The 24,559-nt window shown below is 50.5% G+C and carries 18 protein-coding genes; 15 read left to right on the forward strand and 3 right to left on the reverse strand.

From position 1 onward, the window contains the following. Positions 1 to 2: 2 nt before the first annotated feature. The 3 genes from ACTJJS_RS05415 to ACTJJS_RS05425 all read right to left on the reverse strand — a co-directional run bounded on the left by ACTJJS_RS05415 (position 3) and on the right by ACTJJS_RS05425 (position 4,678). Entirely contained in the window at positions 3 to 929 is a 927-nt protein-coding gene (locus ACTJJS_RS05415; RefSeq protein ID WP_440662775.1) for a homoserine kinase, read from the reverse strand. A gap of 76 nt (positions 930 to 1,005) precedes the next feature. Further along, positions 1,006 to 3,450 carry a bifunctional aspartate kinase/homoserine dehydrogenase I gene (thrA, locus tag ACTJJS_RS05420; RefSeq protein ID WP_440662776.1) on the reverse strand — a complete coding sequence of 815 codons (2,445 nt, stop codon included), beginning with the start codon at positions 3,448 to 3,450 and terminating at the stop codon, positions 1,006 to 1,008. Between the two features lie 565 nt (positions 3,451 to 4,015). Next, complete coding sequence (locus ACTJJS_RS05425; protein ID WP_440662777.1) at positions 4,016 to 4,678, reverse strand: hypothetical protein; 663 nt, start codon at positions 4,676 to 4,678, stop codon at positions 4,016 to 4,018. Between the two features lie 488 nt (positions 4,679 to 5,166). Here ACTJJS_RS05425 and ACTJJS_RS05430 point away from each other — a divergent pair, with 488 nt between their 5' ends. The 15 genes from ACTJJS_RS05430 to nuoG all read left to right on the forward strand — a co-directional run bounded on the left by ACTJJS_RS05430 (position 5,167) and on the right by nuoG (position 24,557). After that, positions 5,167 to 6,324 carry a homogentisate 1,2-dioxygenase gene (locus ACTJJS_RS05430; RefSeq protein WP_343746853.1) on the forward strand — a complete coding sequence of 386 codons (1,158 nt, stop codon included), beginning with the start codon at positions 5,167 to 5,169 and terminating at the stop codon, positions 6,322 to 6,324. A 71-nt stretch (positions 6,325 to 6,395) separates the two neighbouring features. After that, positions 6,396 to 7,523 (forward strand): 4-hydroxyphenylpyruvate dioxygenase, encoded by a 1,128-nt coding sequence (hppD, locus tag ACTJJS_RS05435; protein ID WP_440662778.1) that lies wholly within the window; start codon positions 6,396 to 6,398, stop codon positions 7,521 to 7,523. 434 nt (positions 7,524 to 7,957) lie between these two features. After that, the gene (locus tag ACTJJS_RS05440) at positions 7,958 to 8,773 is read left to right on the forward strand and encodes a hypothetical protein (protein WP_440662779.1); all 816 of its coding nucleotides are present in this window, start codon (positions 7,958 to 7,960) and stop codon (positions 8,771 to 8,773) included. 276 nt (positions 8,774 to 9,049) lie between these two features. Further along, positions 9,050 to 9,799 (forward strand): L,D-transpeptidase family protein, encoded by a 750-nt coding sequence (locus tag ACTJJS_RS05445; protein WP_440662780.1) that lies wholly within the window; start codon positions 9,050 to 9,052, stop codon positions 9,797 to 9,799. A 179-nt stretch (positions 9,800 to 9,978) separates the two neighbouring features. Further along, complete coding sequence (locus ACTJJS_RS05450) at positions 9,979 to 10,554, forward strand: gluconate 2-dehydrogenase subunit 3 family protein (protein WP_168868959.1); 576 nt, start codon at positions 9,979 to 9,981, stop codon at positions 10,552 to 10,554. Positions 10,555 to 10,630: 76 nt separating this feature from the next. After that, positions 10,631 to 12,328: a GMC oxidoreductase gene (locus ACTJJS_RS05455; protein WP_168868958.1), complete on the forward strand. Its 1,698-nt coding sequence runs from the start codon at positions 10,631 to 10,633 to the stop codon at positions 12,326 to 12,328. A gap of 123 nt (positions 12,329 to 12,451) precedes the next feature. Then, complete coding sequence (locus ACTJJS_RS05460) at positions 12,452 to 14,149, forward strand: GMC oxidoreductase (RefSeq protein ID WP_440662781.1); 1,698 nt, start codon at positions 12,452 to 12,454, stop codon at positions 14,147 to 14,149. 137 nt (positions 14,150 to 14,286) lie between these two features. Further along, entirely contained in the window at positions 14,287 to 16,095 is a 1,809-nt protein-coding gene (locus ACTJJS_RS05465; RefSeq protein ID WP_440662782.1) for a glycoside hydrolase family 35 protein, read from the forward strand. Positions 16,096 to 16,343: 248 nt separating this feature from the next. Beyond that, positions 16,344 to 16,787 (forward strand): CBS domain-containing protein, encoded by a 444-nt coding sequence (locus ACTJJS_RS05470; RefSeq protein ID WP_168868956.1) that lies wholly within the window; start codon positions 16,344 to 16,346, stop codon positions 16,785 to 16,787. Between the two features lie 226 nt (positions 16,788 to 17,013). Further along, entirely contained in the window at positions 17,014 to 17,490 is a 477-nt protein-coding gene (locus ACTJJS_RS05475; RefSeq protein ID WP_211092506.1) for an NADH-quinone oxidoreductase subunit A, read from the forward strand. Positions 17,491 to 17,536: 46 nt separating this feature from the next. Beyond that, positions 17,537 to 18,175, forward strand: a complete 639-nt coding sequence (locus ACTJJS_RS05480; RefSeq protein WP_168868955.1) for an NADH-quinone oxidoreductase subunit B — start codon at positions 17,537 to 17,539, stop codon at positions 18,173 to 18,175. A gap of 93 nt (positions 18,176 to 18,268) precedes the next feature. Further along, a complete protein-coding gene (gene nuoC, locus ACTJJS_RS05485) occupies positions 18,269 to 20,014 on the forward strand; it encodes an NADH-quinone oxidoreductase subunit C/D (protein ID WP_440662783.1) in 1,746 nt (581 codons plus the stop codon). 107 nt (positions 20,015 to 20,121) lie between these two features. Then, complete coding sequence (gene nuoE, locus ACTJJS_RS05490) at positions 20,122 to 20,586, forward strand: NADH-quinone oxidoreductase subunit NuoE (protein WP_168868953.1); 465 nt, start codon at positions 20,122 to 20,124, stop codon at positions 20,584 to 20,586. Positions 20,587 to 20,602: 16 nt separating this feature from the next. Further along, the gene (gene nuoF / locus ACTJJS_RS05495; RefSeq protein ID WP_440662784.1) at positions 20,603 to 21,883 is read left to right on the forward strand and encodes an NADH-quinone oxidoreductase subunit NuoF; all 1,281 of its coding nucleotides are present in this window, start codon (positions 20,603 to 20,605) and stop codon (positions 21,881 to 21,883) included. Further along, entirely contained in the window at positions 21,864 to 24,557 is a 2,694-nt protein-coding gene (nuoG, locus tag ACTJJS_RS05500) for an NADH-quinone oxidoreductase subunit NuoG (RefSeq protein ID WP_440662785.1), read from the forward strand. Before nuoF ends, nuoG begins: the two co-directional genes overlap by 20 nt. The last annotated feature ends 2 nt before the right edge of the window (positions 24,558 to 24,559 follow it).

Here is a 24,559-nt window from a genome sequence, read left to right on the forward strand (position 1 = left end):
AATTAGTCAATGATTTTAACGCCGGCGGTGTTGATACGTGACACGTATATTTTGTAGTCCACTCCCAGTGGCGCATATACGTTGTTCATCGTGTCCGCGACCTTGCGTGCGTTGGCTTCGCCTTTGCTGAGCATGAACACAGACGGCCCTGAACCGGAAATGCCGCCACCGAGTGCGCCGGCTTCCTTGCATTTGAGCTTCAGTTCCTGGAAAGCGGGAATGAGGATAGAGCGTACCGGTTCCACGATAACATCTTCCAGTGAACGGCTGATGAGGTCATAGTCTTCCTGGTAGAGCGCGGCTACCATGGCGCCTACGTTGCCCCACTGGCGGATGGCGTCTGTCATCAGCACTTTCTGTTTGAGTATTTCGCGGGCATCGGAGGTTTTGACTTCTATCTGCGGATGGATAACGGTCACCCATAGTTCTGCGGGGGTATGCAGGGTGGTGATGTCCAGCGGGCGGTAGCTGCGTACCAGCGTGAACCCGCCGAGGATGGCCGGCGCCACATTGTCGGCATGTGCGGAGCCACAGGCCAGTCTTTCTCCTTCCATGGCGAAGCGTACCAGTTGCTTTTTGGTGAACGGTTCACCCAGCAGGTGGTTGACCGCCACGACGGCACCGGCGCTGCTGGCGGCGCTGGAGCCGATGCCGCTGCCGGGATGGATATGTTTGAATATCTCTATTTCAATACCGGTATCGGGGTGGCCATATTTCTGCAGCAATGCCTGAACTGCCACGCTGGCTACGTTTTTAGCCGGGTCAACGGGAAGGTCGGCGCCGTGTACGGCTTTGATGCGGATGCCAGGCGCGCTGGTGCGGCGAAGGATCATCTCATCGCCGGGCGCGTCCATGGCAAGACCGATGACATCGAAGCCACAGGCTACATTGGCAACAGTGCCGGGGGCGAATACTTTTATACTGTCCATATGGGAAGGGTTGCGTTCATTAATTTAATCATTCGGTGTTGCTTGTGCAACGAGGTTACAGAGATTTAACAGGACGTCATAAACGTGCCGACCGGATGATGTCTGCGAAAATTCCGGAGGCGGTCACGTCTGCGCCGGCCCCGGCGCCTTTTACAATCAGCGGCTGTTCCTGGTACCGGTTGGTGGTGTAAAGCACGATGTTGTCTTTGCCTTCCAGTTTGTAGAAGGGATGGTCGGGCGCCACACATTGCAGGCCTACGGATGCCTGGCCATCGGCATAGCGGGCCACGAATTTCAGCCTCTTGCCGGCGCTGGCCGCTTCGTGGTACAACTGCTGGAAATGGTCCGCATGTTCGTCCAGCGTTTCGTAGAAATCAGCTACGGACGGGGCGTCCAGGCAGGCTTCCGGCAGGAAGGAATGGTTGGTGATATCGTCCATTTCGATAGCGGCGCCACTCTCTCGTGCCAGTATCAGGATTTTTCGCATTACATCTTTGCCGCTGAGGTCAATACGTGGATCGGGCTCAGTGTAACCTTCGTCCTGTGCCGCTTTTACCACGCTGCGGAAACTGTTGCCATTCACAAAGTGGTTAAATACGAAGTTCAGGCTGCCGGAAAGCACCGCTTCAATGCTCTGTACCCTGTCACCGCTCCTTACAAGGTCATTGAGGGTGTTGATAACGGGGAGGCCTGCGCCCACATTGGTTTCAAAGAGGAAGGAAGCGTTGTATTTACGGGCCAGGTCTTTCAGCTTTTTGTAATAGGCATAGTCCGATGAACAGGCGATTTTGTTGCAGGTGACCACGGAGATGCCATGTTGCAGGAACTCATGGTACACGGCGGCCACATCGGCGCTGGCAGTGTTGTCTACGAAAACGCTGTTACGCAGGTTCATGGCTTTGATGCGTTCCACAAAGGAGGCCAGGTCCATGGCGTCGCCTTGTGTCAGCTGGTTTTTCCAGTCGTGAAGGCCGATGCCATATTCGCTGAACAGGGCGTTTTTGCTGTTGGCCATACCGGCCACTCTTATTTGTAATCCCAGTTCTTCCTGCAGGTAATGCTGTTGTTGCTGCAGTTGTTCCAGTAATTTGCTGCCTACATTGCCTACGCCGGCCACGAACAGGTTGACCTGTTTGAGCGGTGCTTCGAAAAACGCTTCATGTATCAGGTTGAGCGCTTTTTTGAGATCTGCTTTATTGATCACGGCGGAGATGTTTTTCTCCGTAGAGCCCTGGGCGATAGCCCTGACGTTGACGCCGTTGCGGCCGAGGGTGCCGAACAGCTTGCCGCTGGTGCCATGGTGGTTTTTCATTTTGTCGCCCACCACTGCCACGATGCAGAGGTCTTTTTCCACCTGCAGCGGATCGATGCGTTTGTCGTGTATCTCCTGGGCAAATTCACTGTCTACCGCTGTTTTGGCTTTCAGCATATCAGCTTCGTGTATGCCCACGGTGATAGAGTGTTCGGAAGAGCTCTGGGTAATGAAAATAACGTTGATGCGTTCCTGTAGGAGCGCTTCAAACAGTCTTTTAGAGAAGCCGGGAATGCCGACCATGCCACTCCCTTCGAGGGTGAGCAGGGATATATGTTGAATGCCGGAGATGCCGGTCACCGGGAAAGAACGCTCTTCTGTGTCCTGTATCAGGGTGCCATAGTCTTCCGGGGCGAAGGTGTTTTTGATCCATATGGGAATTCGTTTATCCATCACCGGTTGTATGGTGGGCGGATAAATTACTTTGGCGCCGAAGTGTGACAGCTCCATGGCTTCTTCATAAGAAATGTGGGCAATGGGAAGGGCCTGGGACACCAGCCGGGGATCGGCAGTCATCATGCCGCTTACATCTGTCCAGATATCGAGCAGGTCTGCGTTTACAGCTGCGGCGATGATGGCGGCGGTATAATCGGAACCGCCGCGGCCCAGGGTGGTGGTGTCGCCATTGGCGGCTGCGGCCACAAAGCCGGGCAGTACCACATAGTCTGCCGGATGCTGCGCAAAATATTCTGTGATCAGGTGGTTGGTGGCGTGGAAGTTAACAGTGGCGTGGCCATAGTTGTTATCGGTTATAATCAGTTCCCGGCTGTCTTTACAGGTAGCAGAGAAACCTTGCTGCCTGAGCTTTTCCGCCACGATCACGCAGGAGATCAGTTCTCCGTAGCTCATGATTTTGTCGAGCGAGCGGGCGCTTAGCTCACCTACCTGGAAGATGCCGTCACACAGGTTTTCAAGGGTGTTGAGTTTTTTCTTCAGTTGGCTGATCATGCTGCTTTGCGCAGTGATAGGGAACAATTCGCGGATAGTGTCCAGGTGCCTGTTTTCTATTTCCTGTAATACGGACTTGTATTGTTCCTGGCCTTCACCGGCCAGTTGCCCGCAACGTATAAGCTTGTCCGTAGTGCCGCCCAGCGCCGATACAACGATCGCATAACGGCCTGCCGGCTTGTTTTTTTTGAGGATCTGACAAACCTGGTCTATGGCTTTGGCGCTTCCAACGGAAGTACCACCAAACTTAAGTACTTGCATAGTGAATAAAATTTATACGAATGGATATTCCGGGTTTCCGGTTGTTACCACGGGTGTGGTCGCTGGATGATATGTGAAAACTAACCCCGCGCCGGGGTTGTAATGGTGGTCGTAATAATAGTGCTCAGGCATTCCCCCTGGGAGGAGGGAGTGGCGGAGGAGAGATGATATGTAGCGATTGCTTGCACTATTATGACGATTGTGTAACAAAAGTCTGGAATTCTACCGGTAAATAAAAGGGTAGTGGGGATATTTATAAATCATCTAAATAATATCTATATAATTAGTTTTTATTTAAAAAATTTTATTTAACGTGAATTTTTGTACGATATACTGCGATTTTTTTGATCTGTATATTTCAGTTTAGGCTGGATTTGAACGTCGGAAAGAATGTTTTAAAGACATTTTTATGACAAAAAAGGCGAAAAATGAACCACTAAATGATGTTTCATTTGTCACATAAGCTATGACAAATGATCTTCGATAAAAAGAGATGGAGAATAACGAGCGGAATGCGGCCGATAAACTGAAACAAATTGTCGCCCAGGGCTTCAGCCCTGGGGACTCAATAATAAATCGTCTCCTTGCATCCGGGAATATGCAGCTGGTTTTCCCCCAATTGCAATTTATCCAGCAGAGGCAGGGTGGTAAACGTATGTTTGTATTGCTGGCGGCTTTTCTTTGGCTGGGTACTGTTCTCTTCGTCACAACCACCATCGGGGACCACGGACACCACTATGTCGCCGGTGGAAAAATTGATCTCGAAGATCTGTGCGCCCCAACAATTCGTGTTCATCGCGACCCTGGAACCGATCAGGTACCAGTCGTTTTGCTGAAAGCGGAAGATGTGGGTGTATTGTGTGAGGTTCCTGCCACCGGGGTACTCTTCCTGTTTGAGCACTATCGTATTGCGATTGATGGCCAGGTCTTTTACCTCGGTGTACTGTGGCATGGAATGGGCGGGCAGCACAGCCAGCACTTTTTGTTGCCAGAGACTTAATCCTCCGTCAGTGACCCGGCAGATATATAATATCCTCTTAAAATTATCTTCCTTGTCTGGTTCCGTGTCATAGATCATCACCTGTTCGTCCTTGCCGTCCTTGTCAAGATCGCCTGTGGCCTCAGCCACTTTTTTATAGCTTTTAGGGATGCTCAACGGCTGGTTGGGGCCTTTTGATTGTGCCAAAACAGTAAAGGGCAACAAAAACAATAACAATAAGTATTTCATGATATATATACTAAAGAACACTAAGATAGTTTTTAAAAGGATGGTAAGGTAATGGCCATAAAAACAAAGTGTACGGTTTTAGGTGCTAGTATTTTCCTGCTAAAACAATATTTTACTTGGAAGGAAATAAAATATCCTTAACTTTAGCTGACTAAATTATTCGCCACTTGTCCGTTTCACTGAAATATACAAGCAACAGTCAGCTTAACTACTACTTTCTCATGGCCACCCTCGCCATGGATTCGGCTCTGGCATAACCCTTCCGAAACAGCCCCTTCCGGCTGCTTTTCCTGTTTATATCGCGTAACTTTGTAATGGCTTTCTTATCGCTGTTGCTGCATGTGCGCACATCGTTTTACCGGCAATTTGTCTTTTAGCATCAGCCTTTATTGTGCTGCGTGATAATATCCAATACAACAGATTTTTTAGCGTCATACACCAATTCAATATTACATACACCAAAACAGTCTTTTAATCAATAACGCGTTATGCCACATTATCATCAACTAGGACAAATCCCACATAAACGACATACCCAGTTCCGCAAACCGGACGGGGGACTGTATTCGGAACAATTGTTTTCTACAGAGGGTTTTTCTTCCCATTCCAGCCTGCTGTACCACTGCCATCCGCCTACTGAAATCGTGAAAGTGGATGAGCCCTATGTGGTGGCACCGAAAGTGGCGGAAGAGAAAATGCTGAAACACCGCAGCTTTCAGGGCTTTAATATCCAGCCGGAAGATGATTTCCTGAAAAGCCGCAAAGCCGTACTGGTAAACAGTGACCTGCATATCGTACTGGCCGCGCCACGTAAAAGCATGGAAACCTACTTTTACAAAAATGCCGACGCGGATGAAATGATTTTTGTGCACGAAGGAAGCGGATTGCTGAGAACACAATACGGCCAACTGGAATTCGGCTACGGCGACTACCTGGTGATTCCCCGCGGCACCATTTACCAAATCAGTTTCGCTACGGAAAACAACCGCCTTTTTATTGTGGAATCGTTTAGCCCTATGCGTTATCCGAAGCGGTATCTCAGCAAATACGGACAGCTGCTGGAACATGCCCCCTATTGTGAGCGCGACATCAGGCAGCCTAAAAATCTGGAAACGATAGACCAGGAGGGAGACTTCCTGATCAACATAAAAAAGAAAGGGGTGATCTATCCCATTCACTATAAACATCATCCTTTTGATGTGGTGGGATGGGATGGTTGTGAATATCCTTTCGCTTTTTCTATCCATGATTTTGAACCTATCACAGGCAGGGTTCACCAGCCACCGCCGGTACATCAGACATTTGAAGGCAACAATTTCGTAGTGTGTTCTTTCTGTCCGCGTCTGTTCGATTATCATCCGCAGGCCATACCGGCTCCCTACAATCACAGCAACATTGACAGCGATGAAGTGCTCTACTATGTGGACGGTGACTTTATGAGCCGCAAACACGTTACCCGTGGCATGATCACACTGCATCCTGCCGGTATACCGCATGGCCCGCATCCCGGAGCGGTGGAAAAAAGCATTGGAGCCAAAGAAACCAAAGAACTGGCGGTAATGGTAGACACTTTCCACCCCCTGCAAATCACCGAGGCGGCACTGGGCATTGAAGACGGCGGTTATGTGATGAGCTGGGCAGAATAAAATACAACAACAAAACATCAACAGATACACACCAAAACAACTTAAACAACAAAAATCTAAAACACTGAATTATGGAAACCGCAGTAGCAAACGCTTCCAACCTGACTGGGCAGGATTTTCTGCCATTGAACGGTACTGATTACGTTGAGTTTTACGTAGGAAACGCAAAACAGGCCGCACACTATTATAAGACCGCTTTCGGTTTTCAGTCAGTGGCCTACGCCGGCCCTGAAACCGGCGTGAAAGACCGGGCTTCCTATGTGCTGGTACAAAACAAACTTCGCTTCGTACTGACCACCTCCCTGTTGCCCGATGGCGATATTGCACGCCATGTGGCCAAACACGGCGACGGTGTAAAGGTGCTGGCGCTTTGGGTAGACGATGCCCGTTCTGCTTTTGAAGAAACCGTTAAACGTGGCGCTACTCCCTATCTGGAGCCAGTGGTGGAAAAAGATGAATTCGGCGAAGTAGTGCGCAGCGGTATCCAGACTTACGGCGATACCGTACACCTCTTCATTGAACGAAAAAATTATAATGGCCCGTTCCTGCCAGGTTACAAGGAGTGGAAGACCGCCTATAACCCTACTGATACCGGTTTGCAATATGTAGACCACTGCGTGGGCAACGTAGGCTGGAACGAAATGAATACCTGGGTGTCTTTCTATGAGCGCACCATGGGCTTCAAAAACCTGATCTCCTTCGACGACAGCGATATCTCCACCGAATACTCGGCACTCATGAGTAAAGTAATGAGTAACGGTAACGGCCGTGTGAAATTCCCGATCAACGAACCTGCTGAAGGGAAGAAAAAATCCCAGATCGAAGAGTACCTGGATTTCTATGGCGGCCCTGGCGTGCAACACGTTGCCATCGCTACCAATGATATCATTCAAACCGTTTCCGACCTGCAGGACCGCGGCGTGGAGTTTCTGACCGTTCCTGGTTCCTACTATGATACGTTGCTGGAAAGAGTAGGTACCATCGATGAGTCTATAGAACCACTGCGTAAGCTCGGTATCCTGGTTGACCGCGATGATGAAGGCTATCTGTTGCAGATTTTTACAAAACCTATCCAGGACCGTCCAACCGTATTTTTTGAAATCATACAGCGTAAAGGCGCCCAGTCTTTCGGTAAAGGAAATTTCAAGGCACTGTTTGAGTCCATCGAGAGAGAACAGGCCCTGCGCGGTAATTTATAATTGTTAGGATAGAAACCCGGCTTTGGTTACAACCTCCATCGCAAGCCTGCTATATTGCTGAAGGCTAAAACAAAACAACGCCTGCACCGCACTGTGGAAACACAGTGCGGTTTTTTTATTTCCCTCATAGCAGGGTAGAACGCTTTATGCATCTTCCAGCGACAAAATGTGGCTTCTGCTGTCAATAGCAAACTCATCAATTATAATCAGCCACTGTATTTATATCTTCTTAAATTATTATAAAAATAAAATATATATTACAATTCATAATATATATTTATTATCTTCACTAAAACCATTCTGTGTTGTTTTCCGTAGATATACCCGACGAAAATCAATGCTTTAAATAAAAACCATATTCCTGGCTTTTTCCCTATTTGTATATATGATATTTTAAAATATTTAGATAGATAATTTTTTAAATATATACACCTATGCTACATTATGCCAAAGCCCAATGGGCTACCTGTGCCTTGTTGTTAACATCAATGGCCTTTGCAACAGCTTTCCGGGCAGATAAAGACACGCCCGGAGGCACTTATCTGCACAAAATATCCTCCCCGGCAGGCAACACATCGCTGGAGTACAACCCGGATAAAACGCTCCGGAAAATCATCCAGGTACATCAGGCAGAAGACGGTACCACCTGGCAGGACATACAGCTGCCGGTATATGAAAACGGCCGCCTCGTCAGGACACTCTCCACGGACGACGCCACGGCCCTCACCGGCGACCTGAACGCGACTTTCAGCTACATGCCCGGCAGCCGTCAATTGCAAACGATCAGTTACTACCGGAACAATATGGTATATACTGTAGACTCCCTCGTATACAACGCCGACGGGAAAATCAGCGCCCGCTACCACCTGGCCGTACAGCCGGCTAAAACTGAGGTGTCCGGCTATCAGCAGTACACCTGGGACAAGGAAGGCAATGTGGCCCGGATGGACAACTACGGCAAACAGCCCGGCCAAAACCGCTTTAACCTCACCTCCACCGTCACCTACACCTACGACCGCCAGCAGAACCCGCAACAGCTCTGCCCGGAACTGGCTTACCTGATGGACGTGACACCTGCCAACCTCTCAGCCCATAACGTACTGTCCGAAAGCATCAGCACTGCCTATTCCTCCCGTACCTACACCCATACCTATAGCTACGCCTACAACGCCAGCAGGTACCCGGTACGCGGCACATTCCGCAATGGCATGGACGAAGGAACTGTTAAACTGGAATGGACAAAACTCTGAGGATAACAATATTCGCGTAACTTTACGGTACAATATTCATATTAACTGTTTCGTTTTTTTTATGAGCATACAAACACTGTTTGGCGTACTGTTTTTATTAGGTGGGATTTTTCAGGCATTTACGGCGATATTGATCTATCAGGGGCACAAGCACTATATACTGAAGATAGCCAACAGAAAAGTAAGTATGGTGATATATTTCATTTTGTCACTCTTATTGTTTTATCTTGCTTACATAAATCTGGTGTAATTCTTAAAATTTTGTGAAAATCTGATATGAAGCGACTTGTTGTTTTGGCTATGTTGTTGTTGGGGGTGGGGACCCTTTCAGCTCAACAGTCTTTCCTGGATAACCAGAAAATGTTCCCTAAAGTAGGGGAGGCGTACCGGGAAAAAGAAGAACTACTAAAGAAGGAATTTGAGAAAAAAGGCCTTACTTATCCCGCCAAATACATTTTCGTCCGCTCTTTCAAGCTGGACAGTGAAATGGAAATTTGGGTAAAGAACAGTGTGGCCGATACGTTCCGCCTGTTTAAATCGTACCGGGTGTGTACCCTGTCGGGTAAAATGGGGCCTAAAAGAAAAGAAGGCGACCGCCAGGTACCGGAAGGGTTCTATTATATCAACGACTTCAACCCAAACAGCAACTATCACTTGTCGCTGGGTATCAACTACCCTAATTTTTCTGACCGCATCCTGAGCGATCCGAAAAAACCAGGCGGCGAAATCTACATCCATGGCGATTGTATCACGGTGGGCTGTATCCCGCTGACCAACGAATTCATCGATGAGGTGTACATTCTGGCCGTAAACGCCAAAAATGCCGGCCAGGACTTTATTCCAGTACACGTATTCCCGGTAAAATTCGGTAACAGCCGGTCAATGGAGTACCTGGGCAACTTCTCCCTGACCGACAACTCCTCCAAACAGTTCTGGACAGAGCTGCGGAGTGCGTACGATTATTTTGAGAAACACCACCGTCTGCCAGTCGTAATGGTAGACGACAGGGGCAAGTATATTATGTAGGCCGGGACTATCCTGACCACTGGTAAAAATAAAACGAAGATCCGGGCATATAATAAATTGCCCGGATCTTCGTTTTTTTCAACGATTCGGTATCTATCACGCGTATTTCATCATTATTCTATTTGTTTTTTAGATTTTTTTTTTGAAACTTGTCCAAAGGTCAAATCAATATACTATTTATGCACAGAAGAGACGCAATCAGGAATGTGGCGATTTTGTTGGGGACTGCCATTTCCGCTTCCACGTTATCAGCATTAGAAAGCTGCACCGGTTCCGCACCGAAAAACTATGATTTGCACAAGCCTGAAACCAAAGCGTTACTGGCTGAAATAGCGGAAACCATCATACCCACCACCAGTACACCTGGTGCCAAAGCCGCCAAGGTTGACGATTTCATTGTAGTGATGATGAACGATTGCTACAAAAAAAGCGACCAGGAGGTATTCCTCGATGGCCTGAAGAAAATTGATGCTGCCAGCCAGAAACAGTTCAAAAAGAACTTTATGGACATTACCCCTGAGCAGCGCACCGAATTACTCACCCAGATCGATAAAGAGCGGGTGGAGTACAACAAACGGAAAGACAAGAAAGAAGGCGATCCTACCCATTACTTCCAGTACCTGAAGGAACTGACCCTGCTGGGTTATTTCACGTCCAAGGAAGGCGCTACCCAGGCATTACGCTATGTGCCGGTACCTGGTAAGTACGAAGGTTGCATCCCTTACAAAAAAGGTGATAAAGCCTGGGCTGTTTAAGCCGTCATTACAGACAGGCGGAATGGCTGGCCCGCGCCGGCCGGTATCTTTCTTTTCAAACCCATAATGACATTCCATGAACTTAAATATCAAAGCACAGGAGCAGAACACCTATGACGCTATCGTCATCGGCTCCGGTGTAAGCGGTGGCTGGGCTGCCAAAGAACTGACAGAAAAAGGCCTGAAGGTACTGATGCTGGACCGTGGCAAGAAACTGGAACACGTGAAAGACTACGAAACAGCGACCAAAGACCCATGGGAATTTACGCATCGTGGCCGCATCACCGTAGACCAGCGCGAAACCCATCCCAAACTGAGCCGCGACTACCCTTATAGTGAGCACAACGAAAAATACTGGATCAACGACTCCCAGAGCCCATATAACGAAGTAAAACGCTTCGACTGGTACCGTCCTGACATCGTAGGCGGTAAGTCCATCATGTGGGGCCGCCAGTCCTACCGTTTGAGCGATATTGACTTTGAAGCCAACCTGAAAGACGGTATCGCCGTAGACTGGCCGATCCGTTATAAAGACATAGCGCCCTGGTACGACTATGTAGAGAAATTTGCCGGCATCAGCGGTCAGAAAGAAGGACTGCCCCAGCTGCCTGATGGCCAGTTCATGCCCGCTATGGAAATGAACTGCGTGGAAAAAGACGTGAAAAAAGCCGTTGAAAGCAAATATAAAGGCCGTATTATCACCATGGGCCGTGTGGCAAACATTACCAAGCCACTGCCCGGCCGTGAAAGCTGTCAGTTCCGTAACCTGTGCAGCCGCGGATGTCCGTTTGGCGCCTACTTCAGCACGCAGTCGTCTACGCTGCCTGCTGCCATGGCCACCGGTAACCTGACGCTCCATCCGGACGCCATCGTAAATTCTGTTATCTACGACGAAAAACAAGGCAAAGCAACCGGTGTAAGGGTGATCGACAAAAACACCAAGGAAATGGTGGAATACTACGCCAAGATCATCTTCATCAACGGTTCCACCCTCGGCTCCACCTTCGTGATGCTCAACTCCACTTCTTCCCGCTTCCCTAACGGACTGGGCAACGACAGTGGCGTACTGGGCAAATACCTGATGGACCATCATTTCCGTACAGGCGCTTCCGGTACCGCTGAAGGCTATGACGATAAATACTTCTTCGGTCGCCGTGCCAACGGTATCTATGTGCCTCGCTACCGCAATATCGGTAACGACAAACGCGATTATCTCCGCGGTTTCGGTTACCAGGGCGGCGCCGGCCGTGGCGGATGGAGCCGTGGCATCGCTGAAATGGGCGTGGGCAAAGACTTCAAGGAAATGCTCACCGAACCAGGTCAATGGAGCATGGGCCTCGGGGGCTTCGGCGAATGCCTTCCGTACGAAGACAACGTGGTGACCCTCGATACTTCCGTAAAAGACGCATGGGGCCAGCCAGTGTTGAAATTCGACGCCGAATTCAAAGAGAACGAAAAGAAAATGCGCGTGGATATGATGAACGATGCCGCCGAAATGTTGGAAGCGGCCGGTCTCAAAAACGTGAAAACATACGATAACGGCTCTTATCCGGGCATGGCCATCCATGAAATGGGTACCGCCCGCATGGGTCGCGATCCGAAAACTTCCGTGCTCAACGGCTTCAACCAGATGCACGCAGTGAAAAACGTGTTCGTAACAGACGGCGCCTGCATGACCTCCGCGGCCTGCGTAAACCCGTCGCTCACGTACATGGCCCTCACCGCACGCGCTGCCGATTATGCCGTGAAAGAACTGAAAAAAGGCAACATCTAATTATTTGATTATCGACATATTGATCATTTAATTTTTGATTTAGTAAAATTTAGGGAAACTGAAATGCAGCGGTGTCACTCGCTGCATTTCAATTTTTGAATCTGGACCACACATCAACATATCATGAACCTCAATATAAAAGCGACAAAGGAAAATACCTACGATGCCATCGTGGTTGGCTCCGGTATCAGCGGCGGCTGGGCTGCCAAAGAGCTCACAGAGAAAGGACTTAAGACACTGGTGCTGGAAAGGGGACGCAACGTGGAGCATATCAAGGACTATACTACCGCTACCATGGACCCCTGGGAGTTTAAACACCACCTGCAGACCAGCAACGAGATGCGGGAAAACCATCCCATCCAGAGCCGTTGTTATGCCTTTGACGAAGCTACCCAGCAGTTCTGGGTGAATGATAAAGAAAATCCGTACAACGAAGTAAAACCGTTCAACTGGCTGCGCGGATACCATGTAGGCGGCCGCTCCATCATGTGGGGCCGTCAGGTGTACCGCTGGAGCGACCTGGACTTCGAGGCCAACGCGAAGGACGGTCACGGTGTAGACTGGCCTATCCGTTACAAAGACATTGCGCCCTGGTATGCTTATGTAGAGAAGTATATCGGTGTAAGCGGCCAGGCGGAAGGACTGCCGCAATTGCCTGACGGCGTTTTCCTGCCTCCCATGGAAATGAACTGCCTGGAAAAGCACGTGGCTGCCCGTATCAAAGAGAAATATAATGATCGTATCATGACCATCGGTCGTGCTGCACACCTGACCAAAGGCCTCAATAACCGCGGCCCTTGTCAGTACCGCAGCATGTGCGCCCGCGGATGTCCGTTCACCGGCTATTTCAGCAGCAACGGCGTTACTCTGCCGGCTGCCGCCGCTACAGGCAATCTCACCCTGCGCCCAGATTCCATCGTGCTGGAGGTACTGTACGATAAGGACAAAGGCAAAGCGACCGGCGTTCGTGTAATGGACGCGCATACCCTGCAAACAGTAGAATACTACGCGAATATCATCTTCCTCAACGCTTCTACGCTGGGCACTGCCTGGATCATGCTCAATTCCGTATCTGACCGTTTCCCTAACGGCTTCGGCAATGCCAGCGGACAACTGGGCCATAACCTGATGGACCACCACTACGGCGTAGGGGCCGGCGGTGAATTTGACGGTTTTGAAGACCAGTATCATGGCGCAGGCCGCAGGCCCAATGGCATCTACATTCCCCGCTTCCGTAACGTCAACGATCAAACGAAACAGAAAGATTATGTGCGTGGGTTCGGTTACCAGGGAGGCGCCGGCAGAGGAAGAGGCGAGACCTTCGAAGGCATCGGCGTAGCATTAAAAGAAGCACAGACAGGCCTTGGCAAATGGAGCATGGGCATCGGTTCCTGGGGTGAGCACCTGCCATACTTTGAGAATAAAGTATCGCTCAACAAAGACAAAAAAGATAAATACGGCCTCGCTACCCTTGATATCGACTGTGAATTCAAGGAGAACGAAAAAGCTATGCGCAAAGACATGCAGCAAAGCGCCATCGAAATGCTGGAAGCAGCAGGACTGAAAAACGTACATGGTTACGACGGTGCGCCACCTCCCGGCCACTGTATTCATGAAATGGGCACCGCCAGAATGGGCAGAGACCCGAAAACTTCGGTGCTTAACGGTTTCAACCAGGTACATGAAGCCCAAAACGTGTTCGTCACTGATGGTGCATGTATGACCTCTTCTTCCTGTGTAAACCCGTCAATCACCTACATGGCGCTCACAGCAAGAGCCTGTGACCATGCCGTAAATGAGCTGAAGAAAGGAAATATCTAATACAATTACGAATTACAAATTACGAATTACGAATTGAGGGCTGTCTTATAAAGCGGTTAATAAGTAATCGCCCTATGAGACAGCCCTCAATTCGTAATTCGTAATTCGTAATTTGTAATTCATATCAAAGTGAACCAATGAAAAAGACAATACTCGCACTGGCTTTGTCCTGCACCCTGGGACAGGCCGCCTTTGCACAGCAAAAACACACTTTTGCCCTCAGCCAATCGGAGTTCCTGCTGGATGGCAAACCCTTTCAGATGATCAGCGGAGAAATGCACCCGGCGCGTATCCCGCATGAATACTGGCGTCACCGCATTAAAATGACCAAAGCCATGGGCTGCAACACCATTGCCGCTTATGTGTTCTGGAACTATCACGAGCAGACAAAAGGGCAGTTCGATTTCAGTACCGGCAATCACAATATTGCGGAATTTATCCGCATTGCCCAGGAAGAAGGCATGTGGGTGATACTGCGCCCCGGTCCGTACGTATGCGCCGAATGGGAGTTTGGCGGATTACCGCCTTATCTGCTACAGACGCCCGATATCAAGGTACGGTGTATGGACCCGCGTTATATGGAAGCCGTCACACGTTATGTAACGAACCTGGCTGCCGAAGTGAAACCCATGCTGGTGACCAACGGTGGCCCGGTAGTGATGATGCAGATAGAAAACGAATATGGCAGTTATGGCAATGACAAAAATTACCTGCATGCGCTCAAAGACCTGTGGGTGAAAAACGGCATTGACATACCTTTTTATACCGCTGACGGCCCTACCGCCTTTATGCTGGAAGCCGGCACCGTTGATGGCGCCGCTATCGGCCTGGATTCTGGCGGGTCGGAAGCTGACTTTGCAGCAGCTAAAAAACAAAACCCTGACGTACCGGCTTTCAGTAGTGAGTCGTATCCCGGCTGGCTGACACATTGGGGCGAAGCCTGGCAACGGCCGGGTACCGAAGGTATCGTGAAAGAAGTGAAATTCCTGATGGACACCAAACGTTCATTCAACCTGTATGTGGTCCATGGCGGCACCAACTTCGGTTATACCGCCGGCGCCAACTCCGGTGGCAAAGGTTATGAGCCGGACGTCACCAGTTACGATTATGATGCGCCGATTAACGAGCAGGGAAGGGTTACGCCCAAGTACGAAGCCTTACGCCAATTACTGGCGTCCTATCTCCCTAAAGGCAAAAAATTACCTCCTGTGCCGGCGCCTGTTCCCGTGATCAGTTTTCCGGAGGTGACCCTGACACCCTTCACCAGCCTGTGGGACCATCTGCCGAAGGCGGTACACGACGTTCAGCCACGCCCATTTGAGGCCTATGGCCAGGATTATGGCTTTATGCTGTATAAAACAACGCTCATCGGCCATAAAAGCGGGAAACTGGTGATCAGGGACCTGCATGATTACGCGACAGTGTTCCTCAACGGACAATATGTTGGTAAAATAGACCGCAGACTGGGAGAAAAGTCAATAGAGCTGCCTAAAACAGATGTGGCCAATCCTGTACTGGAAGTGCTGGTAGAAGGAATGGGACGTATCAACTTCGCTGACGCGATCATTGACCGTAAAGGCATCACCGAACGTGTGACACTCAATGGCATGACCCTGATGAACTGGGACGTATATGGATTGCCGCTGACAGAAAAAGAGGTGGCAGGCCTGACAGCTTCCTCCGGAAATACCAGCAGGCCCGGGCAGTTCTTCAAAGGCACGTTCGCCCTGACGCAAACAGGCGATACCTATATCGACGTGTCCGCGTGGAAAAAAGGCCTGGTATGGGTAAACGGGCATAATCTGGGCCGCTACTGGGAAATAGGGCCGCAGCATCGTTTGTATTGCCCCGCTTCCTGGCTGAAAAAAGGCAATAATGAGATCGTGGTGCTGGACTTGCACCAGGACAAGCCCGCAGTAGTCAAAGGTGTAGAGACGCTGTATTAACAATATGCCATCTTGTTTATTTATATAGGACCCCGGACTATCATCCGGGGTTTTTTCATTAAAACAGTCTGAATAACATCATCGCTCCGGGGGCTTCAGCCCCGGGAGCGCGGGCATATTTCATCCTTCCCGCCGGAGCCGGCGCCTATAGGGCTGTTTGAATTCTCCCTTGATATTCCCGGTTAAATTGCTTAACTTAGGTAAACAAGGTTTTTTCATATTTCTTAACTCTCTAAAACAGGCTTGCCATGGGAAAAGTACGTAATATCCTGCAGGGCAAGGGTCACGCGGTTTACTCTATCCGCCCGGACAACACCGTTTTTGAAGCCCTGCAAATGCTGGTAGACCGTAATGTGGGCGCGCTCACTGTAGTAGACGAAAATGACAGATTCCTCGGGATTTTTTCTGAACGGGATTATGCCCGCAGAGTTATTTTAAAAGGTCGTGCTTCCAAGGAAACACTGATCCGTGAAATTATGACAGAGCGTCCTATTACTGTTACAGAAGAGGACTCTATTGAAGACTGTATGGTGAAGATGACAGACAAACGTATTCGTCACCTGCCTGTTACTGATGAGCAGGGAAGACTGATAGGCCTTATTTCTATCGGTGACGTAGTGAAATTTATTATAGACGATCAGCGCCATATCATCACCAGTCTGGAGTGTTATATAACCGGTACGCATACATGACGCAGTGAAAACATTTTTGTTTTATTGACGGATTAATTGTAATTTCAAATTAGCATATAGCCTATACCGTTATGAGGTTTCTGACGTTATGATAACTAACTACCGAAACAATATTTTCTTCCTGCCCCAAAACGGTTTTGATTAAAGACACAATTCTTCAAAAGCAGACTCAAAAGATTGGTAATAAACGGAACTTTAAAGTCAATCGCTCGGGAGGGCGAACACCTTGCAAAGCGCTGTTAATGATACCATCCCTGTTTGGCCATTTGTAGCATATGGCGGCATAGTATTGATACTGGTTAGTCTCATACTGGGGCTGTCTTATGTACTTGGGCAACGGCATAAAGACCGTGCTACCGGTGAAGCATATGAATCCGGTATAGTGTCCACGGGCTCTGCACGACTTCGCTTCCCTTCTCAATTCTACCTGATAGCCATGCTGTTTGTCATTTTTGACATTGAAACAGTAATGATCATTTCCTGGGCCATCGCCTACCAGGAAGTGGGATGGGTAGGCTTCGCAGGCGTATCTGTATTTATTCTCATCCTACTGGCCGTGTTGATATATGAGTGGCGGAATGGTGCGCTGGACTTCGGTCCGGATGGCCGGAAAATTTTACGCGCATACAAGAAACGCAAAAAAGAAAGCCAGGCACACAACGATTCTTTTACGCCGCTTCAACAGCAACAGGCCATGATGTAACACCGTATGCTCCGTGCTCATTGTTCAACAATAACACCTGCATAATATGAAATGGTGGTTAACAAAAGCCGGGGACCCCGCTGGTAAAATAGCTGGCAACACCTCCATGGAAGACGTGGTGCAACAAAGCGTGTTGTTCTCCAGCGTAGAACGCCTCCTCGGCTGGGGACGGCAGAATTCCATGTGGCCCTTTCACTTCGGTCTGTCCTGTTGTTTTGTGGAAATGGCCACTGCCATGACCCCCAAATACGACCTCGCCCGTTTCGGTGCTGAGGTGATCCGTGGCACTCCCCGTGAAGCAGACGTGATGATCATAGCAGGTACCGTATTCATCAAAATGGCGCCTGTCATCAAACGCCTCTATGAACAGATGATGGAGCCCCGATGGGTCATATCTATGGGCTCCTGCGCCAACTCCGGCGGTATGTACGATATCTACAGCGTAGTGCAGGGGGTGGACAAGTTCCTCCCGGTAGATGTGTACGTGCCCGGCTGCCCGCCACGCCCCGACGCTTTTATGCAGGGACTGCTCCTGCTGCGCGACAGCGTGGGCAAGGAACAACGGCCGCTCAGCTGGGTAATCGGCGACCAGGGCGTGATACGCCCCGAAAAAACATCTCAGCGGGAACGGCTACACGATCACAGGCAACAAATGACACAGTTTAAAACACCTGACGAAATATAAAATTGTTTACTAACAGTAACGGTTATATGAATAATACCTAAGCAAGAACGAATCAACAACAATCCTGTCCCTCACAGTCAAACTTAATACGCCATGCCAGAGAGCATTGTAGCGGAATTAAGCTCCCGTTTCGGCGAAGATATCATCACGCCGCTCACTACACGGGATGAGACGCCCACCCTCAGGACGCCACAGGAGAAGATTGTGGCCATACTGCAATACCTCAAACACGATATCAAAATGCCCTTTCGTATGCTCTATGACCTTACGGCCATCGATGAGCGTGCGTACAAAAAAGAGCAAAACGGCCACAAGCCATATGATTTCACGCTGGTATATACACTCTTCTCCTTTGACAGAAATCAGTTCTTACGCCTGAAAGTCGGCCTCCACGGCGAATTCCCTTCCCAGGACACCATCACCCACCTATGGCCTGCTGCCAACTGGTATGAACGGGAAGTGTTCGATATGTTCGGTATCCGGTTCAACGGCCACCCACACCTGCAACGTATTCTCATGCCCCGCACCTGGCAGGGGCACCCGCTCCGAAAGGAGCACCCCGCCCGCGCCACTGAAATGGGGCCATTTAAACTCTTCGATGAAAAAGTTGACCGTGAACAGCACGCATTGCAATTCAGCCCCGAAGAATGGGGACTGAAGCGCCATAGCGACGATGCCGATTTTATGTTCCTGAACATCGGGCCCCAGCACCCGGGCACACACGGTGTGTTACGCATCATCCTGCAACTGGACGGGGAAAACATCGTCGATGCGGTGCCGGATATCGGCTTCCACCACCGCGGTGCAGAAAAAATGGGTGAACGGCAATCATGGCATACCTATATCCCTTACACCGACCGCGTCGATTACCTCGGCGGCGTCAATAACAACCTGGCTTATCTGCTGGCGGTGGAAAAACTGGCCGGTATTGAAGTGCCGCTGCGCGCACAAGTCATCCGCATAATGCTCTGTGAACTGTTCCGCATTGCCAGCCACCTGGTATGGTATGGCACGTTTGCGCAGGACCTGGGCCAGTTGTCGCCCGTCTTCTATATGTTCACCGACAGGGAACGTGTATTTGAAATCATTGAGGCCATCTGTGGCGGCCGCATGCACCCCAATTGGTTCCGCATCGGCGGCGTGGCACAGGACCTGCCCAAAGGATGGGACACGCTGGTTAAGAATTTTGTGGAATACTTCCCGCGCAAACTACGGGAGTATGATAAAATGGTCATGAAAAATTACCTGTTTAAAGTACGCACCAAAGGTATTGGTATTTATACACTGGAAGAAGCCATAGAATGGGGAGTTACAGGTCCCGGCCTGCGCGCCTGCGGCCTGGAATGGGACATGCGCAAGAAAAGGCCCTATGGCGGCTACGAAAACTTTGCTTTCGAGATCCCGGTCGCCCATAATGGTGATTGTTACGACCGCGCGGTAGTACGGGTGGAAGAAATGCGGCAGAGCCTCCGCATTGTGCAACAATGCCTGGAATACATGCCTGCCGGCGATTTTAAATCGCACCACCCGCTGGCTACCCCGCCAGTGAAACAACACACCATGCATGACATCGAAACGCTCATACACCATTTTCTGAATGTCAGCTGGGGACCCGTCATCCCGCCGGGAGAAGCCATGGTATGTACCGAAGCGACTAAAGGATGGAACAGCTATTACCTTATCAGCGATGGTAATACCGCTTCCTACCGTACCCGTATCCGGACGCCGTCATTCCCCCACATGCAGATGATACCGCTCATCAGCAAAGGGTACACTGTGGCCGATCTGTTGTCAATACTGGGAGGAATGGATTATGTGCTGGCGGATATAGACCGATGAAATTTTACCATCGGACTATTTGATTATTTAATTATTTCAGTAATGAACGGCACCATGGCCACGCAACAAAATATCAAAATAACAAAATATCAAAACCCGAAAATGATATGTTGTCTGCTATCGAAATAGAAAAGATCACACACGAGCTCCAACAGGTGCCTGTTAAAAAGGCGGCCTGTATTGAAGCGCTCAAGATTGTACAGCAGGAACGCCGCTGGGTATCTGACGAAAGTGTGGCCGATATCGCTGCGATGCTGGAGATGAGCACCGCTGAAGTAGATAGCGTGGCAACGTTCTATAACCTCATTTTCCGCCAGCCGGTAGGCCGCCATGTGATATTGCTGTGTGACAGCATCAGCTGTTACGTGATGGGATATACGGTATTACGGCAGCGGTTACACGAAATACTGCTGATCGGTTATGGGCAGACAACAGCCGATGAACGGTTTACACTGCTGCCCAATGCCTGCCTCGGTACCTGCGATCATGCGCCGGCGCTGATGATAGACGACGATCTGTACCGGGATATCCAGCCGGCAGACCTGGAACAAATACTGGAAAAATATCACTAACCCAATTTTATATACAATGGAAAGACCACTCACACAACATATTCCTGAAAACGGCGCTGCCCTGCATCTCCGGGAGTACGAGGCCGTGGGTGGTTATACCGCCCTGCGTAAAGCGTTGCGTGACATGGAGCCGGCGCAGGTCGGCGCCCTGGTCAAGGACGCTAACCTGAAAGGCCGTGGTGGCGCTGGTTTCGCTACCGGTGTGAAATGGAGTTTTGTGCCCATGAACGTGTCCGGTCCCAAATACCTGATCGCTAATGCAGACGAAATGGAGCCGGGCACCTTTAAAGACCGCTGGCTGCTGGAAGGTAATCCTCATCAGCTGCTGGAAGGCATGATCATCGCGGCTTATGCCATCCAGGCTACGGATGCGTTTGTGTTTCTGCGCTGGGCTTACAAGGACGCAGCCCGTGAAATGCGCCGTGCTATCGCCGACGCCTATACGGCCGGGTATCTCGGGAAAAACATCCTGGGCAGCGCTTTCAGCCTGGAAATGCAGCTGCACACCGGAGTGGGCAGGTATATGTGCGGAGAGGAAACCGCGCTGCTCAACTCCCTCGAAGGCAAACGCGCCACCCCTCGCGCTAAGCCGCCATTTCCGCAGGTAAGCGGACTATTCGGAAAACCGACCATCGTCAATAACGTAGAAACCCTCAGCTGGATTTCGCATATCGTCAATAACGGCGAAGCATGGTTTAAATCACTGAGTTACACAGCCGACGGAGGTACGAAAATTTATGGCGTCAGTGGCAGGGTCAATAAACCCGGTGCATGGGAGCTCCCAATGGGTATTACTATGCGCGAACTATTGGAAGAACATGCAGGCGGTATGCGGAACGGCTATCGCTTCCGCGGGGCCTTGCCAGGTGGCGCGTCCACCGATTTTCTGACTGATGCCCACCTGGACGTGAAAATGGATTTTGCAGGCGTGGCTGCCGCAGGCAGCAGGCTGGGCACCGGCACGATGGTGGTACTCGACGACCACACGTGTCCCGTCGGTTTTGTACATAACCTCGAACACTTTTTCGCACAGGAGTCCTGCGGCTTCTGCACCCCTTGCCGGGAAGGACTGCCCTGGACAGAGAAGATATTATGGTCGCTGGAAAATGGCACCGGTGAGCAGGCCGACCTGGAATTGCTGGAAAGACATACCAAACTGCTGGGACCCGGCAACACCTTCTGTGCCCTGGCGCCCGGGGCCATGGAGCCCCTGCAGAGTGCCCTGAAATATTTCAGGGAAGATTTTGAACAACATATCAAAGAAAAAAAATGTCCGTATGCCCATCATCAACATTGATAATATTCCATATGAGGTGAAGGAAGGCAAAAACCTGCTGGAAGCATGTTTGTCGCTCGGCCTCAACCTGCCTTACTTCTGCTGGCACCCGGCCCTCGGTTCGGTAGGTGCCTGCCGCCAGTGTGCTGTTAAAATTTTTAAAGATGAACAGGATACCCGCGGCAAACTGATGATGGCCTGTATGGAGCCGGTGAGAGACGGTATGCGTTTATCCGTTAACGATAGTGAGGCAGTAGCTTTCCGCAGCCATGTCATCGGCTGGCTGATGACCAACCACCCGCATGATTGCGCCGTATGCGATGAAGGCGGTTCCTGCCATCTGCAGGACATGACCGTTATGACCGGCCATGCCTACCGCGATTATCATTTCTCTAAAAGGACCTACCGCAATCAGCATCTCGGCCCTTTTATCAACCACGAAATGAACCGTTGCATCCAGTGTTACCGCTGCGTGCGTTTCTATAAGGATTTTGCCGGTGGCAAAGACCTCGATGTTTTTGCAGCGCATAACCATGTCTATTTTGGCCGTCAGCAGGACGGTACGCTCGAAAATGAATTCAGCGGCAACCTGGTGGAAGTTTGTCCTACAGGCGTATTCACCGATAAAACGCTCAAACAGCATTATACGCGTAAATGGGACCTGACCACAGCGCCGTCTGTCTGCCAGGGCTGTGGGCTGGGCTGTAACATCATTGCCGGCGAACGTTACGGTTCCCTGCGGCAGATCACCAACCGGTACAACGGCGCGGTAAATGGTTATTTCCTGTGCGACAGGGGCCGCTACGGATATGAGTTTGTCAACAGCAAAGACCGTATCCGCGAGCCGCTGGTGGTACATGGTCCGAATGATAAAGCCAACGGCCTTCCCGTGCTGCAACACGTACGGAACCGCATGAAACCGGGAAAAACGATTGGTATCGGATCTCCGCGGGCTTCTGTGGAATCGAACTACGTGTTGAAAGAACTGGTGGGAGAAAATAACTTTTACCTGGGCATTGGTGAGATAGAACATGAGCTGGTGCAGCTGATGCTGAAGTTATTGAAAGAAGGTCCTGTGCGTTCCGCTTCCATGCAGGAAGCTGCTGCCGCCGATGCGGTGGTGATATTGGGAGAAGACCTGACCAATACCGCTCCTATGATGGCGCTGTCTGTACGGCAGGCGGTACGCCGTATGCCGGTGGAAAATGTGATCAGCAATATCCACATACCGGCGTGGCAGGATGCAGCAGTGCGGGAAGCCGTACAGGAAGACAAAGGACCGCTTTTTATCCTCAACGTGGTGGAAACTAAACTTGACGAAGTGGCTACCGGCGCCTATCATACCGCGCCGGACAATATTGCGCGTATAGCCTTTGCTGTTAGTCATCTGTTGGACGGTACCCTACCGGAAGTGACGGGTATGTCTGATGAAGGGAAACAGGCCGCTGCTACCATCGCTGCTGCGCTCAGGGGGGCGAAGAGACCGCTGGTAATAGCCGGCTACGGAGGCGGTAGTGAACAGGTGATCAGGGCTGCGGCCAACCTGGCCTGGGCCCTGAAACAGCAAGGCGCCGACGCGATGCTCTCTTTCACCGTGCCCGAATGTAACAGCATGGGCCTGGAAATGCTTGGAGGCCTCCGCCTGGAATCAGCTGTGGACGCCGTATTAAACGGCAGCGCGGAGACAGTGCTGGTCCTGGAAAATGATTTGTACCGCCGGCTGGACCAGCATACGGCCATTCAGTTCTTCGAACATTGTAAGGAAGTAATTGTACTGGACCACCTGCACAATCCCACTACAGAAAAGGCAAACATCGTGTTGCCTGCCGGCACTTTTGCGGAAGCAGACGGCACGCTGGTCAATAATGAAGGCCGTGCCCAACGTTTCCTGCAAGTGCTGAATCCTCAGGGCGCCGTACAGGAAAGCTGGCGCTGGCTGTTGCAGCTGGGCGATATCTGCGGCCATACCCACCTCCGCTCGATATTACATTACGACGATCTGCTAAAAGCCATCGCGGCCCGTTATCCGGTATTTGCGGGCATTGAAACGATCACGCCTCCGGCTGATTTCAGGATCGCGGGGCAGAAGATACCACGCGAACCACACCGTTACAGCGGCCGTACCGCTATGCAGGCCAATATAAACGTCAGCGAACCCAAACCGGCGGAAGATACAGACACGGCGCTGTCTTTCACCATGGAAGGATACCGCGGCGAACCACCTTCTTCCGTTATTCCCTTCTTCTGGGCGCCAGGGTGGAACTCGGTACAATCGGTCAACAAATACCAGGTGGAAACCGGCGGCCCCCTGCACGGTGGCAACCCCGGCAAGCGCCTGCTGGAGCCTAACGTAAACGGTCAAACGAAATTTTATACCAATATACCCGACCCGTTCATACCGGTGGGGGGCCACCTGCTACTGGTGCCGCTCTACCATATTTTCGGATCGGAAGAACTGAGCGTGCATACGCCGGGCATTGCCCAACGGATGCCTGCTCCATATATCATGCTGCACAGTGAAGACGCACGCCGTTTTCAGGTGGCTGCCGGACATCTGCTTTATTTCATGGACAAAGGGCACCAGTATGCGCTGCCGGTCGTCATCAACGACACCCTGCAAAAAGGCGCCGCCGGTATCCCGGTAGGGTTGCCGCATATGCAGGTGGCGGAAGCGCCGCAACTGGTTAAAATTTAAAG

Source organism: Chitinophaga sp. 22308 (assembly GCF_052045305.1).
Taxonomy (GTDB): domain Bacteria; phylum Bacteroidota; class Bacteroidia; order Chitinophagales; family Chitinophagaceae; genus Chitinophaga; species Chitinophaga varians_A.

Bases quoted from the DNA above. Each gene is read 5' to 3' on its own strand.
- ACTJJS_RS05415 (WP_440662775.1), bottom strand. From the start codon at position 929: ATGGACAGTATAAAAGTATTCGCCCCCGGCACTGTTGCCAATGTAGCC.
- thrA (WP_440662776.1), bottom strand. From the start codon at position 3,450: ATGCAAGTACTTAAGTTTGGTGGTACTTCCGTTGGAAGCGCCAAAGCC.
- ACTJJS_RS05425 (WP_440662777.1), bottom strand. From the start codon at position 4,678: ATGAAATACTTATTGTTATTGTTTTTGTTGCCCTTTACTGTTTTGGCA.
- ACTJJS_RS05430 (WP_343746853.1), top strand. From the start codon at position 5,167: ATGCCACATTATCATCAACTAGGACAAATCCCACATAAACGACATACC.
- hppD (WP_440662778.1), top strand. From the start codon at position 6,396: ATGGAAACCGCAGTAGCAAACGCTTCCAACCTGACTGGGCAGGATTTT.
- ACTJJS_RS05440 (WP_440662779.1), top strand. From the start codon at position 7,958: ATGCTACATTATGCCAAAGCCCAATGGGCTACCTGTGCCTTGTTGTTA.
- ACTJJS_RS05445 (WP_440662780.1), top strand. From the start codon at position 9,050: ATGAAGCGACTTGTTGTTTTGGCTATGTTGTTGTTGGGGGTGGGGACC.
- ACTJJS_RS05450 (WP_168868959.1), top strand. From the start codon at position 9,979: ATGCACAGAAGAGACGCAATCAGGAATGTGGCGATTTTGTTGGGGACT.
- ACTJJS_RS05455 (WP_168868958.1), top strand. From the start codon at position 10,631: ATGAACTTAAATATCAAAGCACAGGAGCAGAACACCTATGACGCTATC.
- ACTJJS_RS05460 (WP_440662781.1), top strand. From the start codon at position 12,452: ATGAACCTCAATATAAAAGCGACAAAGGAAAATACCTACGATGCCATC.
- ACTJJS_RS05465 (WP_440662782.1), top strand. From the start codon at position 14,287: ATGAAAAAGACAATACTCGCACTGGCTTTGTCCTGCACCCTGGGACAG.
- ACTJJS_RS05470 (WP_168868956.1), top strand. From the start codon at position 16,344: ATGGGAAAAGTACGTAATATCCTGCAGGGCAAGGGTCACGCGGTTTAC.
- ACTJJS_RS05480 (WP_168868955.1), top strand. From the start codon at position 17,537: ATGAAATGGTGGTTAACAAAAGCCGGGGACCCCGCTGGTAAAATAGCT.
- nuoC (WP_440662783.1), top strand. From the start codon at position 18,269: ATGCCAGAGAGCATTGTAGCGGAATTAAGCTCCCGTTTCGGCGAAGAT.
- nuoE (WP_168868953.1), top strand. From the start codon at position 20,122: ATGTTGTCTGCTATCGAAATAGAAAAGATCACACACGAGCTCCAACAG.
- nuoF (WP_440662784.1), top strand. From the start codon at position 20,603: ATGGAAAGACCACTCACACAACATATTCCTGAAAACGGCGCTGCCCTG.
- nuoG (WP_440662785.1), top strand. From the start codon at position 21,864: ATGCCCATCATCAACATTGATAATATTCCATATGAGGTGAAGGAAGGC.